Below are 13101 nucleotides of genomic sequence, written 5' to 3' on the forward strand. Positions count from 1 at the left end.
ACCAGGGCCGAGTGACCAGCGCCGGGTGACCAGTACGCAGTGACCAGGTGCCGGGCGGCCCGGACAGCGGAGCACCCGCCGTCCGGGCCGCCCGGCACCCCCGTAGTAAAGTCCCGGCAAAGGGCAACTCCGGGGGGAGCAAATGACGGTGACGCGCCGCGGGCAGGTCGTCTGGTGGCTCCGTGGCGCGGCGCTGGCGGCCTTCCTGGTGTACCTGCCGGGCTACTTCTCCTCCCGCCAGGGCGGGCTGGTCGAGGTCGAGCGCTGGCTGAACCACCCGGTGCTGCTGCTCGGTACGGCCGTCACCCTGGCCATGGCCTCGGCGGTGGCCCAGGTCGAGTTCCGCACCAGGTGGGCGCAGATCGGTTTCGCGGCCGTCCTGTCGCCGCTGCTCGTCATCGGGGCGGCGGTCGGCGGCCTGGCGTACGTCTTCGGCGGCGACGGCCGGCTGGTCGACCGCAAGCCCGACCCGAGCCGCTCCGACCACGTGCTGAGCGTCACCGACGTCGCCTTCTCGATCGATCCGGTCTACCGGGTGGAGCTGGTGGCCGGCAGCGGCTGGTCGGCCCGCCACTGGGGCCTCGGCACCTGGGAGGAGGAGGACGGCTTCGTCAGGGCCGAGTGGTCCGGTCCGGGCCGGATCACGGTGACCTTGGAGAAGGAGATCGAGGTCTTCACCGTGGGCGAGGACGGGACGCCGGCCGGCCCGTCGTCCACGCCCCGGCCGCGGTAGCGGGCCTGTAGTAGGGTCCGCGCCAAAGTTCGGTCAAGAACCGCCGGGGGGCGAAGGTGACAGCGGTACGCCGCAGAGGGATCGCGTGGGGGCTCAGAGGCGTGGCGCTCGTGGCGCTGTCGGCCTACCTGGTGGGCCGGCACGCCTCCCGTTCGGGTGGGCTGGTGGAGCTCGAACTCTGGTTCCACCGGCCGGTCCTGCTGGTCGGGGCGACGGTCGTGCTGGTGCTGGTCTCGCTGATCGTCGAGCTGGACTTCCGTACGCCGGAGTCGCAGATCAGCCTGGCCGGCGGCCTGGTGGCGCTGGTCCTGCTCGGAGTGCCGCTCGCGCTGTCGACGCTCGCGGCCGGGGACTCCGGGGTGCGGACCGCGCGGGAGGCCGCCCCGGGCCACCCGGACCGGGTGCTCGTCTTCACCGATGTCGCCGACTCGTTCGAGCCGGACCGCCGGGTGGAGCTGCTGACCGGCAGCGGCTGGTCGGCGCGCCACTGGTCCCTCGGTGCCAGGGGGCCGGGCGAACGCCTGCTCAGGGCCGAGTGGTCGGGCCCGGACCGGATCACGGTGACCTCGGAGAAGGAGGTCCAGGTGTTCACCGTGGGCGAGGACGGGACGCCGGCCGGCCCGTCGTCCACGCCCCGGCCGCGGTAGCGGGCCTGTAGTAGGGTCCGCGCCAAAGTTCGGTCAAGAACCGCCGGGGGGCGAAGGTGACAGCGGTACGCCGCAGAAGGATCGTGTGGGGGCTCGGAGGGGCGGCGCTCCTGGCGCTGCTGGCCTACGCGGTGGGTCGGTACGAGTCCCGGTCGGGAGGGCTCGTGGTGGTCGAGCGCTGGCTCGACCACCCGGTCCTGCTGGTCGGGACGGCGGTCGTGCTGACCGCCGTCGCGTTGTACATCGGGATGGAGTTCCGGACCTGGGTGTCGCAGATCGGCTGCGCCGTCGCCATGGTGGCACTGGTCTTCGGTGGGCCGCTGATCGCGTTCCTGGCGCTCGTGAGCGGCGAGGGGCGGACCGCGCGGACGGCCGCCCCGGGCCACCCGGACCGGGTGCTGACCATGACCAACGTGGCCTCGATCGACCCGGTCTACCGGGTGGAGCTGGTGGCCGGCAGCGGCTGGTCGGCCCGCCACTGGAGCATGGGAATCTGGGACACCCGGGGCGGCGACTTCGTGCGCGCCGACTGGTCCGGCCCGGACCGGATCACCATCACCGGCCGCAGGAAGCTCACGGTCTTCGACGTCCACCCGGACGGCAGCCTGAGCGCGCCCCGGGAGGAGCCCAAGCCCCCGGAGGGCTGAGTCCGGCCCGGCCCTCCTCCGAAGTCCGGGGGAGGGCCGGGGCGTTCGGGCTCAGCGGGGCGGTGTCACCACGTGTCGATGTGCATCGTGTTGGCCGCGTTGTGGATGGCGTTGTAGTGCGGGATCGACATGTCGGACCTCTTCTGGCTCGCCGGCAGGTTCTTGTCGGCGGCGCGGAACTCGTCGCGGGCCTCCGCCAGCAGGCTGACGCCGTGGGAGACCGGGACGTCCTTCGTGCCGTGCGCCGGGTGGGACTTGGCGGCCGTCTTACTGCCGGCGTTGATCAGGGTGCCGCGGGCCTGGTTGTAGTCGGCCACCTTGATCGTCTTCGGGTTGCGGAGCTCTGCCTGCACCCCCGCGGTCGGCGGCGTCTGCTCGGCGGCCAGGGCGGCGGGAGCGGCGGCGGTGGTGAGCGCACCCGTCACGATGACGGTGGCGAGGGCGTTGCGGAGGGTCCTGTGCATGAGGGTGTCCTTCCGATAAGAAAGCATCAAGGATTTCGCGCCCGCCGTGATGATGAAACGGTCGGGATGCGAACGTCTCGGCCCTACCCCGGCCCTCGGTGGCGGAAAACCGGCTTCCGTTCCGGGAATTCGCAGAGGATGAGATCAGGCCTTTTTCTGATGATGCGCCAATACGATTGGTGTAATGGGGCGATGGGGAATCACCGGCCCCGGCCCCGGTGCCGCGAGCGCGGCGTCCAGGCTCGGCCGAGGGACTGCGCCGGGGGGAGGGGGAGCCCGGGCGCGGCCCCGCGCTGCGGCAGACGGGGCAATGCGATTCGTACGCTGACTCCACCCGGGTTACTCGGCGTTGCGGGGGCCCGGTGCGGGTGGTTCCCTCGCGTTCGTGACCGGAAGTGCGGTCACGCGATTCGAGGAATCACCCTCGCAGAAGGAGAGATCCTTGTTCAGCATCAAGAAGGCGGCCGTCGTCACGGCCGCCGCCCTGGCCGTCGCCGGCTCGGTGGGCGCGGCGGAGCCCGTCAAGGCGGGCGGAGTGCGGGGCCCGGGCCAGGAAGTGCGCTTCTTCAACGAGGCCGTGAACGGCTTCCTGGACTCGGCCAAGCACGGGCCCGTCGCCATCACCTGGCAGGCCAACGGCACGGAGTGGCAGAACTGGGTCCTCCGCCCGACCTCCAACGGGTACCTGGTCGAGGCCAAGGCGAAGCCGGACAAGTGCCTCCAGGCGATCATGAAGCCCGGCTCGGAGGTCCCGCTCGTTCCGTGCAACGTCGACGTCCCGACCCAGCACTGGCAGCTCGACCGGGCGGGCGACAAGTACGTCATCGCCGAGGCCACGGACGAGGACTACGTCATCGCGGCACAGGGCAACGACAGCCCCGTGGTGAAGGCGCTCCGCGACAACAGCCCGCGCCAGCTCTGGGACGTGGTGTCCCCGAACTGACCGACCGGTGGTCTGAGGGTTCCCGCCGGATCCGCCTCCCTCCGGCCGGGTCGTCGATGTGTTCCTGATGGCGGCCCGACCGGAGTGAACCGGATCGCGGCGGTGAAGGAGGGCCGGGCGATCTGCCACACTCTTGCCCACTCTCGCCGACGCGGACGGAGTGTGGATGGAAGAGCAGAGGAACGGTTCAGGGGCGGGCCCGGCGGCAGGCCGGCGTCGGCCCCGGAGGACGCGGGGGGCGCGGGGGGCGGAGAACTCCGCAGGCCAGGGCCCCGTCCAGCCGGTCATGTTGGAGGTCGAGAAGAACGCCGAAGGAGTCCGGGGCCGTGTTTCGGCACCGGATTCGCCCCGGGCCCACGGGACGGTCCGGATCGTGGCGTCCCTCGGTGCCGCGGTGGCCATCGTCCTGGGCGGGGGGTCGCTCGCGGTCAAGTACGCGACCAGTACGGGCAGCGCCGGTTCGACACCGTCCGCGCAGCACCCGGAGCCGCCGCCGGCCGCGGTGGCGGGGGAGCAGTGCGCTGCGGAGTCGCCCGGTGACGCCGCAGGGAGCACGATCAGGGTCTGCTTCCGGCGGGCCGGGAACACCGTCTACATGGTGGCCTACGCCAAGGCGGACCCGGCGACGTCCGCGGACGTGTACCTGTGGCTCAAGGACGGCAGCGGCACCGCGGCCGTGTACCCGGCGAACGGCCAGGCCGTGTCGTGGACCGGCGTCCCCCTGGAGTCCTCCGCCGAGGTGCGCAAGGAGACGCCCGTCAACCAGTCCCTGGTCCGCGGCACGACCTACAACGTGTCCCTCGCCGTGAAGCCGGCCGGCGGTCCGGCGCCGAACATCAGGAACCACGCCGTGGACGGCCGACAGATCCAGTTCACGTACTGAGGCTTCGGCGGGCGACTGGGCGCCGAGTGATCAAGTGCCGGGGGAACGCGGAAGGGTCCGGCACCTGTGTGGTGCCGGACCCTTCCGACTGTGGAGCGCCAGGCCCGGGTTGCACGGACTCTTCCTACTGAAAGTAGGACGTGCTCTGGTAGCACCGCTGACGCCTGACGAGGACTCATGTCCCTCGCGACATCAGGAATATTAGCAGCTCAACGCCGGTGCGCCGAATCGCGTCCCCGGCACCAGGGCCTTGCCGAACTCCAGTGGGGCGTGCGCATGTCGGAGGCCGTCGGCCCGAACCCGGTTGGCCGGGCGCCGGCCGGGTGCTATCACCATCAGCTGACCGTATTCGTGTGCGTGGCCTGCGACCGTCCGACCACCGGGGAGCTGACCGGGTTCCCCGAGGTCCCGGAGCGGCCGATGGGCCAGGGCAGCAGCAAGGCCGACGGGTCCCGGTAGGCCACGTCCACCGTGCCGCTCGGCTTCTTCGCCGTGGAGCCCGAGCCGTGGGGCGCCCCGCTCGTTCCCTCCAGGGAGTGCCTGGCGGTCTTCCTGGGCGGGCCCGCCGTCGTGGACCCGGACGGCTCCGGGTTCCTGGTGTCGCGGGGCCCCGCGACACGGTCGTCCTCCACCCCGGGGATGCGGCGGAACTCCAGCCGCATCCCCGGGGTGGGGGCACGCGGGGTGCTGCGGCACCACAGGTCGGAGCGGCATGAACCGGCTGTGCCCCCGCGGTGCGGAAGTGGCCACGCTGGTCAGCGATTGCAGTACCCCGTACGAGCTGCACCTGGATCCCGACCGGGTGCGCGCCGTCCGCCAGGGTTCGCCCCGCGAACGCGAAAGGGCCCGGCACCTGTGTGGTGCCGGACCCTTCCGACTGTGGAGCGCCAGGCCCGGGTTGCACGGACTCTTCCTACTGAAAGTAGGACGTACTCTGGTAGTACCGCTGACGCCTGACGAGGAATCATGTTCCTCGCGACATCAGGAATATTAGCAGTTCAGTGCCGGTGTGCCGAATCGCGGTGCCACGAGGCCGGGGGTTCGGGGTTCAGGGGGCGACGGCGTACTCGGTGAACAGGCCGCAGGGCTGGAATCCGAGGCGGCGGTAGACGGGCTCACCGTCGGAGGAGGCCTGGAGGACGGCGGTGCGGTAGCCCGCGTCGTAGGCCGTGCGCAGGGTGGCCAGGGTGATGGCTCCGCCGTAACCGCGTCGGCGTTCGGAGGCGAGGGTGGCGATGTTGTAGATCCCGGCGACCCCGGTGAAGAGGAAGACCTCGGCCGAGCAGACCGGCCGCCCGGCCACGTACCCGACGAGGTAGCGGGCGGGGCAGTCGGGGGAGAGGGCGGACCCGGCTGCGTCGGCGTAGAAGCGGCGGACCGTGGCGGCCGGCGGGTCCCAGTTCGCGGCCACGATCGTCGCGTAGTCGGCGAGTTGTTCGGGAGTTGTCGCGAGGCGGATGTCCAGGCCGTCGGCGGACGGCTCCGGCGGAGCGGTGTGCAGGTCCAGGCACATCCCGGTCTCGGTCTCGGAGGCCTGGAGGCCGGCGGTGGAGAGGAGGGTGGGGAGATCTGGGGGAGTGGTGGCGGGGCCGACCCACCAGGAGAAGGGGCGGCCGGTCGCGGTGAGCGTCCGGACGGTCTCCGCGATCCGGGCGGGGGCGGTGGAGGCGGTGAAGCGCGCCGCCGCAACGATGTTGAAGGTGTCGTCGTCGAGTCCGCTGTCGGCGATGACGAGGTCGGCGGTCTCGGTGACGGTCGCGTGCTCCAGGCGGCGGTGCAGGTGGCAGGCGTGCTCGGCGAGGTTCCGCTCCATGCTGACGGGCAGGTCGGAATCGTCGGGAGCGGTTGGTCGCGTCTGGTCCATGCCCGCCACGATGTCAGTCGGGGGAGGAGATGCCGAGTGATTAACTGATCGTTTCGGAATGACTTCGAAGGTGCCGGAGGCAGACGATGCTGCAGGCCAGGCCGCCGATCCGCTGCTGCACCTGGTGTCACAGGTCATCGCTAGGTTGGTGTTCCTTGCAGGCCGATTGTGCCGGTGACCGGACGCAGCACGGGGGTTGGGATGGGTGTCGGAGTCGGAGGCCGGGCGAGCTGGCTACTGGAGCCGCTGGTGGGGGTGGGGCCGCTGCGGTTCGGGATGTCGCCTGAACAGGTAAACGTGGCGCTGGGCGAGGATGCTCCGGCCGGTGTCCTCAGCGGCGCTCTGCGGTCGTGGAGCTGGTACCGCCGGCATGGAGTGAGCGCGATCTTCGGACCGCGGGAGCAACTGGTGGCCGTGGGGATCAATGCGAATAGCGGGCCGCTGGTGCTGTTGGAGGGCGTGGTGCTGGTCGGCCGGGCGCCTTCCGAGGTGCGCGCGGACATCAGCCGCCTGGCGCTGCGGTGCGGGGTGAAGGAGGTGCCGAACGCCGAAGGGGAGCAGGACGTGCCGGCGTGGGGTGTCTCGGTGGGTGCGGTCCAGCAGTGGCTGCCGGATGCCGAGGGCTTCCGGCGACAGCGGCTGGATGCCATGGTCACCGACCTGCTGGTGACCGGGCCCGGCCTGGCCGAGAACCCGTACGGCGACAGGACCGTGGCGAGTTGGCGTAGCAACTTCCGGCGCCCCGACCCCGAACCGGGGCCGTGGACAGTACGGCCCGAGCGGGAGCGGCCGCAGTGGGAGTGTGTGCCGCTGGAGCGGGTGGGGCCGCTTCGGTTCGAGATGACGCCGGAGCAGGTGTCGGCTGCCCTGGGCGGGGAGACGGCTTCTTCGCGCGGCATCTACCATCCCTTCCCCGCAGGCACCCCTTGGGCGACCCAGGGTGACCCTGAGGAGGAGCGACTGGTGGAGGAGCGATTCGAGGCCGCCGGCGTCCGCGCGCACTACTCGGGGTGGGAGCAAGGCCGCGGCTCGCTCCTTGTCGCGGTCACCGCCCTTGGGCGATCCGGCCCCCAGATCCTCCTCGACGGCATCCCGCTCGTCGGCCGGCCGGTCACCGCCGTCGAAGCCGACATCGTCAGGTACATCGCGGACAACGACCTCGGCCTGCGGCTTCCCGTCAGCGGGGACATGGAGATCTACGGCCTCGGCGTGTTCGTGCGTGCCGCCCGTGTCGGTGACGCCGCCATCAGCGAGGCCCGGCTCGGGGCAGAGCAGTGGTACGAGGAGTGATCCTGCCCCTGCTGACCGCTTCAGCATGAGTTGAGCTGCCCTCTTGTACTCGGCGGTCTCGGTCGGCAGGGTACCCGGGGTGCGTGTTGCTCCCGTCCCGGATGACTTGTGGGAGCGGGTGGCTCCGCTGCTGCCGCCCGCTCCCGGACGACGCCATCGACCGAGGCCAGCGTGTGGCCCCGCTTGCACGCCGCACTGCTGACCGAACTGCACCGCGCGGACCTGGCTCCAAGCGCCATGTGATCGTGGACCGTCGCGGCATCCCGATCGCCGTGACATTCACCAAGTGCCGGGGGGGAATGCGGAAGGGTCCGGCACCTGTGTGGTGCCGGACCCTTCCGGTGATGGAGCGCCAGGCCCGGGTTGCACGGACTCTTCCTACTGAAAGTAGGACGTGCTCTGGTAGCACCGCTGACGCCTAACGAGGGCTCATGTCCCTCGCGCTGAAGGAAATATTAGCAGTTCAGTGCCCGTGTGCCGAATCGGAGCCGCCGGGGCACCGGCCGGAGGGTGGAGCGGGCCGGCCGGTGCGGCGGGGGAGGCGTCAGACGTCGAACTCGCCCGCGCGGATGGCGGAGACGAGGTCGCGCCATTCGTCGGGGGTGAGCTGGGCGATGGCGTCAGGCAGGAGGCTGCTGCGGACGTATACGGCGTTGGTGGTGATTGCCACCTCTGGGCAGTTGCCCGCATTGGAGCACGCGTTGGGACGGGTCCAGGAACGGTTCTCCATCGGCTATATCTCCTTCTTGATCTTCGCGATCAGATCGCGGGAGTCGGCAACCGAGAGAGACCTGTCAGTCATCTGTTCAACGACTGCGCGGTACTCCTCCAGGTGCTCAGCCAGATGGAGGAAGATCGGGCCCTCCATGGAGTCATAGCTGACGGTGTCGAGCCTGGGTACGAGCCCGTTCGCGTAGTAGATGGCCTGGCCGGGTCCCTTGAAGCCTCCAGCCGCGAAGCTGATCACTCGAAGCGTGACATGTGGCAGCTGGGACAACTCCAGCATCCAGTCCAGCTGTTCCCGCGCCACGTCACGGCCGCCGAACTGCATGCGAAGAGCCGCCTCGTGGACGATCGCCGTGTATGGATGGGTGCCTTTCGCCATCAACATCTCGGATCGCAGCATCCGTTGCTCGACACGCGTCTCAACGACGCGCGGAGTCAACCGGACCTGGTTGTCCTGGAAGATCGCGCGACTGTAGCGCTCCGATTGCATGGGGCCCGGCGGATGGCAGATCTGGTACGAGTACATGCCCTTCGCATGGTGCTCGAACTCGCAGATGTCGAGGAAGCCCTGCGGAACCGATCCGCGATACTCCTCCCACCAACCCTTGGTCTTGTCGCCCGCAATCGCCGCGAGGGCCTCGACGTACTCGGAGTCGGCTTCGCCGTACTTCTGAGCCAGCGCGACCACTCGTTCGGGAGACACGGAGTAGGTCGCCTGCTCGATGAGTGTGATCTTCGTGCGATCCACGCCAAGGACGGTGGCCGCCTCTGTGGTGGTCGTACCGGCGGCATCGCGCATCTTCCTCAGCTCGATGCCAACCCGCTGCTTGCGTGCACTTGGGGTAGGTGGCATGTGCCCAAGCATCCACCGGGGCACTACAGCGAGTCCAGCCGCATTTAGGGGTACATGTGTGAGAAGTGCTCGCACATGTACCGTCCTATGCCCTACAGTCTGTGATGCACCGATCACCGAACGGATCGTCAGTAACGCCGCTCGGGCACCGAAGAACACCCATGTCCAGTGGGTTCGTTCACGGCGACGCATCCGCCGGTCTCACCCTTTCCCCCATCGGGAGACACTGTGCGCAACATCAACTCCCCCTCCCTCACCCTCTCCCGCGACGCCCTCCGCGACGGCATGGCCAGCGCCGGCTGGCCGCCCTCCCTCATCGCGGACGCCGAGCTCGCCATGGTCGAACTCATCGTCAACGCCTGGCGCCACGGCGAGACGACCTCCCCGGTCATCCTCATCGACCACCGCGTCGACACCCTCCGCGTCGCCGTCTCCGACCGCAGTCCACTCCTCCCGAACCTGGGCCCCCACGCCCTCCTCTCCGAGACCGGCCGGGGCCTCCAGCTCGTCGCCGGCCTCACCCACCGCTGGGGTGTCGACCCGCAGCATCTCGGCAAAACCGTCTGGTTTGAGCTGCGGCAGGACGGTGCCGCGTGAGCGCCCACCACCCGATCCACCCCGCCGACCCGGCCCTGCTCCACCTCACCTCGCGCCAGGTCACCGAACTCATCGTGGAACTCCGCACCGAGGGGCGTGAGTTCGGCCTCCTCTGGCCGTCCGCCATTCCCGGTGACATCAACCTCCACGGCCGCCGCCTGGTCGACATCGGCAATGTTCCGGCCAGCACTCTGATCAACCTCCTCGCGCTCATGCGCGAGTACAAGCGCAACCGCGACGTCCGCCACCGGCTGGAGTGACGACACCTTCCCGGGAACAGTCCCGCTCTGTGATCCTGTTCGCATGCTGCTCCCCGACGTCGCCTCGCAGACCGTCCTCATCGAAGTGGTCCGGATCGCGGATCCGGTGAGGGCCTACGGCTCGGACTCCGTCACCGGCGAGGTCCTCACCGTCTGGGATTCCGAGCACCTCCGGCAGGCCCTCGACCTGATGGGCGAGCTGCCGGAGGGCGAACTGCGCCGCTGTTTCGCGCCCGGGTACGGGATCCGGGCGCACGGCCCCGGCGGGCTCCTCTTCGAGGTCTCCTTCTGCTTCAGCTGCCACGGCGTCTGGCTGGCGGGCCCCGGAGTGCCGTCCGACCTCCACGGCATGCAGGCCTTCGACGCCGACAGCCCGCCCGCCCGCGAACTGCTCCACCGCTTCCGTACGTCCGCCGGAAATCCGGCGTGACACGTCACCCCTGCCCATCGGACCGACCTCACCCCGAGGAGCCGCCATGCCCGTACCGCAGCAGCCCGCCGACCCGTACGCGGCGATCGGCGTCGTGGGCCCCGCCCCCGAAGGGGTCACCCTGCCGTTGCCGCCGGTGTTCGACTCGGTGGAGGAGGAGCGCCGGTACCGCAAGGAGCAACTCGCCGCGGGCTTCCGCCTGTTCGGGCGGTTCGGCTTCTCGGAGGGCGTCGCCGGGCACATCACCGTCCGCGACCCGGAGCACCCGGACCGGTTCTGGGTGAACCCGTTCGGCATGAGCTTCAGCCAGATCAAGGCCTCCGACCTGATCCTGGTCGACCACGAGGGCACCCAGCTGCACGGCACCCGCCCGGTGAACCGGGCCGCCTTCGCCATCCACTCCCAGGTGCACGCCGCCCGCCCCGACGCGGTCGCCGCCGCCCACTCGCACTCGCTCCACGGCAAGGCCTTCTCCAGCCTCGGCATCCCGCTCGCCCCGCTGACCCAGGACGCCTGCGCCTTCTTCGAGGACCACGGCCTGTACAGCGACTACCGGGGCGTCGTGACCGACACCGAGGAGGGCAAGAGGGTTGCCGCCGCGCTCGGCAGCCACAAGGCCGTCATCCTGCAGAACCACGGCCTGCTGACCGTCGGCCAGTCCGTGGCCGAGGCGGTCTGGTGGTTCGTCACCATGGAGCGCTCCTGCCAGGCGCAGCTGCTCGCGATGGCGGCCGGCACCCCCAAGCCGATCGACCGGGAGACCGCGCTGATCACCCGGGGCCAGGTCGGGACCCCGCTGGCCGGCTGGTTCCAGGCCCGCCCGCTGTGGGACCAGATCACCGTCTCCGACCCCGACCTCTTCGACTGACGGCCCCCGCCCTCCCCGCCCCCTCCCCGTCCGCCCTCCCCTCGGAGAAGCCCCCCGTGCCCGCCACCCCCGCCCAACGCAGGCTCCGGATCGCGGTGTTCGGCGCCGGCTCCATCGGCTGCCACCTCGGCGGCATGCTCGCCGCGACCGCCGACGTCACCCTGATCGGGCGGCCGGCGGCGATGGCGGCGATCGACGCGGCCGGGCTGACCCTCACCGGCCCGGGCGGGGCCCGCCGCGAGGTACGGGGCCTGACCGTCGCCACCGACCCGGCGGCCGTGGCCGGCGCCGACCACGTCCTGGTCACCGTGAAGTCCGCCGACACCGCGACCGCCGCCCGCGAACTCGCCCCGCACCTCGGCCCGGACACGGTGGTGGTGAGCTTCCAGAACGGCCTGCGCAACACCCGGGCGCTCGCGGCCGCGCTGCCCGCCCACCGGGTGCTGGCCGGCATGGTCCCGTACAACGTGGTGCGGACCGGGCCCGCCGCCGTTCACCAGGGCAGCGGCGGGTCGCTGATGCTGGCGGCGGGGGAGGGGGCCGCCGCCCTCGCCGGGGCGGCCCGGGCGAGCGGGCTCCGGCTGGACCTGCGGCCGGACATGCCGGCCGTCCAGGCGGCCAAGCTGCTGCTGAACCTCAACAACGCCGTCAACGCGCTGTCCGGGCTTCCGCTGCGCGAGCAGGTCGGGCAGCGGGCGTTCCGGCGGTGCGTGGCGCGCTGCCAGCGGGAGGCGCTGGCGGCGTTCCGGGCCGCCGGGGTCACCCCGGCGCGGCTCGGCCCGGTGCCGCCGGGGCTGATGCCCTGGGTGCTCGGCCTGCCCGACGCCCTGTTCCAGCGGCTGACCGGGGCGAGCCTGCGGATCGACGCCACCGCCCGCTCCTCGATGTGGGAGGACCTCCAGCGCGGCCGCCCCACCGAGATCGACTCGCTCCAGGGCGAGATCGTCGCCCTCGCCGAACGCCACGGCCTCACCGCCCCCGCCAGCGCCCGCCTGATCACCCTCGTCCGCCGGGCCGAGGCCGCCGCTCCCGCCGCCACCCCCGCCTGGACCGGCCCCGCCCTCCTCGCCCAACTCCCCCCGGCCCGCTGACGGCTGGCGCCCGTCGGCCTGGTTGGATCGCCGCATGACGGACTGGTCGCGCCTCCACCACGCCTACGGCTCCGCCGAGGACGTACCCGCCCTGCTGGACCGGATCGCGGCGGAGCCCAGCGCCGAACTCTGGAACGACCTGTGGTCGGCCCTGTGCCACCAGGGCAGCGTCTACCCGGCCAGCTTCGCGGCACTGCCCTGGCTGGCCGACCTGGCCGGGCGCGGGGACCGGGACCAGGCGGTCAACGCCGTGGTGCTGGCGGGCGCGATCACGGCCGGAGCCGACCAGCTGCACGAGGCGGGCGACGTCCGCGCGGAGCACGCGACGGAGATCGCCGGACTCCTGGCAGCCGCGAACCGGTACCTGCGGACCGCCACGGACCGCAGGGAGTACGTCCACCTCCTGGAGGCCGTCCTGGGCTTCGAAGGCGTCGCGGGGTGGAGCGAGGACCTGGCCTGGGGGCTCGGGAGCGAGGAGTACGAGGTCTCCTGCCCGGGCTGCGGGGAGGGCCTGTTCATCGTCTTCGGCGAACGCGGCCACTTCTCCACCGGCGAGGACTACGCGCTCTCCGATGGGGACATCGAGACCCGGCCCCTGCGGTCGGCCGACCCCGCGGACCTGGACGGCATCGGGCGGCGCCTCCACGACCTCGCGCTCGCCGACGGACAGCGCGAGGTCGCGCACGCGCTCACCCACGTGTTCGGCGGTGCGACCTGCCCCGACTGCGGGACCGACTTCCCGGTCGCCGACCGGATCCGGGCCGAGGGCTGAGCCGGCTGCCGAGCTGCGACCGCCGGGCGGCGG

General features: G+C 71.2%; 16 protein-coding genes. 12 read left to right on the forward strand and 4 right to left on the reverse strand.

The features are described from left to right. Window positions 1-142 precede the first annotated feature (142 nt). The 3 genes from AMK13_RS31205 (at window position 143) to AMK13_RS42395 (ending at window position 2027) form a co-directional block, all read left to right on the forward strand. Window positions 143-733 (forward strand): hypothetical protein, encoded by a 591-nt coding sequence (locus tag AMK13_RS31205; RefSeq protein WP_074005059.1) that lies wholly within the window; start codon window positions 143-145, stop codon window positions 731-733. Between the two features lie 101 nt (window positions 734-834). Beyond that, on the forward strand, window positions 835-1380 hold the full coding sequence (locus AMK13_RS31210; protein ID WP_074005060.1) for a hypothetical protein: 546 nt from the start codon (window positions 835-837) through the stop codon (window positions 1378-1380). 83 nt (window positions 1381-1463) lie between these two features. Beyond that, on the forward strand, window positions 1464-2027 hold the full coding sequence (locus AMK13_RS42395) for a hypothetical protein (protein WP_074005061.1): 564 nt from the start codon (window positions 1464-1466) through the stop codon (window positions 2025-2027). Between the two features lie 65 nt (window positions 2028-2092). Here the strand turns inward: AMK13_RS42395 and AMK13_RS44290 are convergent, their stop codons facing one another. Next, window positions 2093-2491, reverse strand: coding sequence for a hypothetical protein (locus AMK13_RS44290; protein WP_198959475.1), 399 nt, complete (start codon window positions 2489-2491; stop codon window positions 2093-2095). Window positions 2492-2933: 442 nt separating this feature from the next. Here AMK13_RS44290 and AMK13_RS31225 point away from each other — a divergent pair, with 442 nt between their 5' ends. Together AMK13_RS31225 and AMK13_RS31230 are read left to right on the forward strand one after the other, a co-directional pair. Then, a complete protein-coding gene (locus AMK13_RS31225; RefSeq protein ID WP_074005062.1) occupies window positions 2934-3434 on the forward strand; it encodes a ricin-type beta-trefoil lectin domain protein in 501 nt (166 codons plus the stop codon). A 373-nt stretch (window positions 3435-3807) separates the two neighbouring features. Beyond that, window positions 3808-4317, forward strand: coding sequence for a hypothetical protein (locus tag AMK13_RS31230; RefSeq protein WP_074005063.1), 510 nt, complete (start codon window positions 3808-3810; stop codon window positions 4315-4317). Between the two features lie 1048 nt (window positions 4318-5365). Here the strand turns inward: AMK13_RS31230 and AMK13_RS31240 are convergent. Next, window positions 5366-6130: a GNAT family N-acetyltransferase gene (locus AMK13_RS31240; protein ID WP_074005065.1), complete on the reverse strand. Its 765-nt coding sequence runs from the start codon at window positions 6128-6130 to the stop codon at window positions 5366-5368. A gap of 426 nt (window positions 6131-6556) precedes the next feature. On the opposite strand from AMK13_RS31240, the gene AMK13_RS31245 reads away from it, so the two are divergent. Beyond that, window positions 6557-7471: a hypothetical protein gene (locus tag AMK13_RS31245; protein WP_158077765.1), complete on the forward strand. Its 915-nt coding sequence runs from the start codon at window positions 6557-6559 to the stop codon at window positions 7469-7471. Between the two features lie 544 nt (window positions 7472-8015). On the opposite strand, the gene AMK13_RS31250 is transcribed toward AMK13_RS31245, so the two are convergent. Together AMK13_RS31250 and AMK13_RS31255 are read right to left on the reverse strand one after the other, a co-directional pair. Next, complete coding sequence (locus tag AMK13_RS31250) at window positions 8016-8201, reverse strand: DUF397 domain-containing protein (RefSeq protein WP_074005067.1); 186 nt, start codon at window positions 8199-8201, stop codon at window positions 8016-8018. A 3-nt stretch (window positions 8202-8204) separates the two neighbouring features. Next, a complete protein-coding gene (locus AMK13_RS31255) occupies window positions 8205-9050 on the reverse strand; it encodes a DUF5753 domain-containing protein (RefSeq protein ID WP_158077766.1) in 846 nt (281 codons plus the stop codon). A 228-nt stretch (window positions 9051-9278) separates the two neighbouring features. Here AMK13_RS31255 and AMK13_RS31260 point away from each other — a divergent pair, with 228 nt between their 5' ends. Genes AMK13_RS31260 through AMK13_RS31285 form a run of 6 tightly spaced genes read left to right on the forward strand, consistent with a single transcriptional unit; the run spans window position 9279 to window position 13068 of the window. Then, a complete protein-coding gene (locus tag AMK13_RS31260) occupies window positions 9279-9647 on the forward strand; it encodes an ATP-binding protein (RefSeq protein ID WP_079272654.1) in 369 nt (122 codons plus the stop codon). Continuing rightward, on the forward strand, window positions 9644-9907 hold the full coding sequence (locus tag AMK13_RS31265; protein WP_074005068.1) for a hypothetical protein: 264 nt from the start codon (window positions 9644-9646) through the stop codon (window positions 9905-9907). The genes AMK13_RS31260 and AMK13_RS31265 overlap by 4 nt, the downstream gene beginning before the upstream one ends. A 43-nt stretch (window positions 9908-9950) precedes the next feature. Continuing rightward, complete coding sequence (locus tag AMK13_RS31270) at window positions 9951-10337, forward strand: hypothetical protein (RefSeq protein ID WP_074005069.1); 387 nt, start codon at window positions 9951-9953, stop codon at window positions 10335-10337. A 46-nt stretch (window positions 10338-10383) separates the two neighbouring features. After that, window positions 10384-11205 carry a class II aldolase/adducin family protein gene (locus AMK13_RS31275; RefSeq protein WP_074005070.1) on the forward strand — a complete coding sequence of 274 codons (822 nt, stop codon included), beginning with the start codon at window positions 10384-10386 and terminating at the stop codon, window positions 11203-11205. A gap of 56 nt (window positions 11206-11261) precedes the next feature. Next, window positions 11262-12296, forward strand: a complete 1035-nt coding sequence (locus AMK13_RS31280; protein ID WP_241853106.1) for a 2-dehydropantoate 2-reductase — start codon at window positions 11262-11264, stop codon at window positions 12294-12296. Window positions 12297-12330: 34 nt separating this feature from the next. Then, complete coding sequence (locus AMK13_RS31285; protein ID WP_074005071.1) at window positions 12331-13068, forward strand: hypothetical protein; 738 nt, start codon at window positions 12331-12333, stop codon at window positions 13066-13068. Window positions 13069-13101: the final 33 nt, after the last annotated feature.

This window comes from Streptomyces sp. CB02056, assembly GCF_001905545.1.
Taxonomy (GTDB): Bacteria; Actinomycetota; Actinomycetes; order Streptomycetales; family Streptomycetaceae; genus Kitasatospora.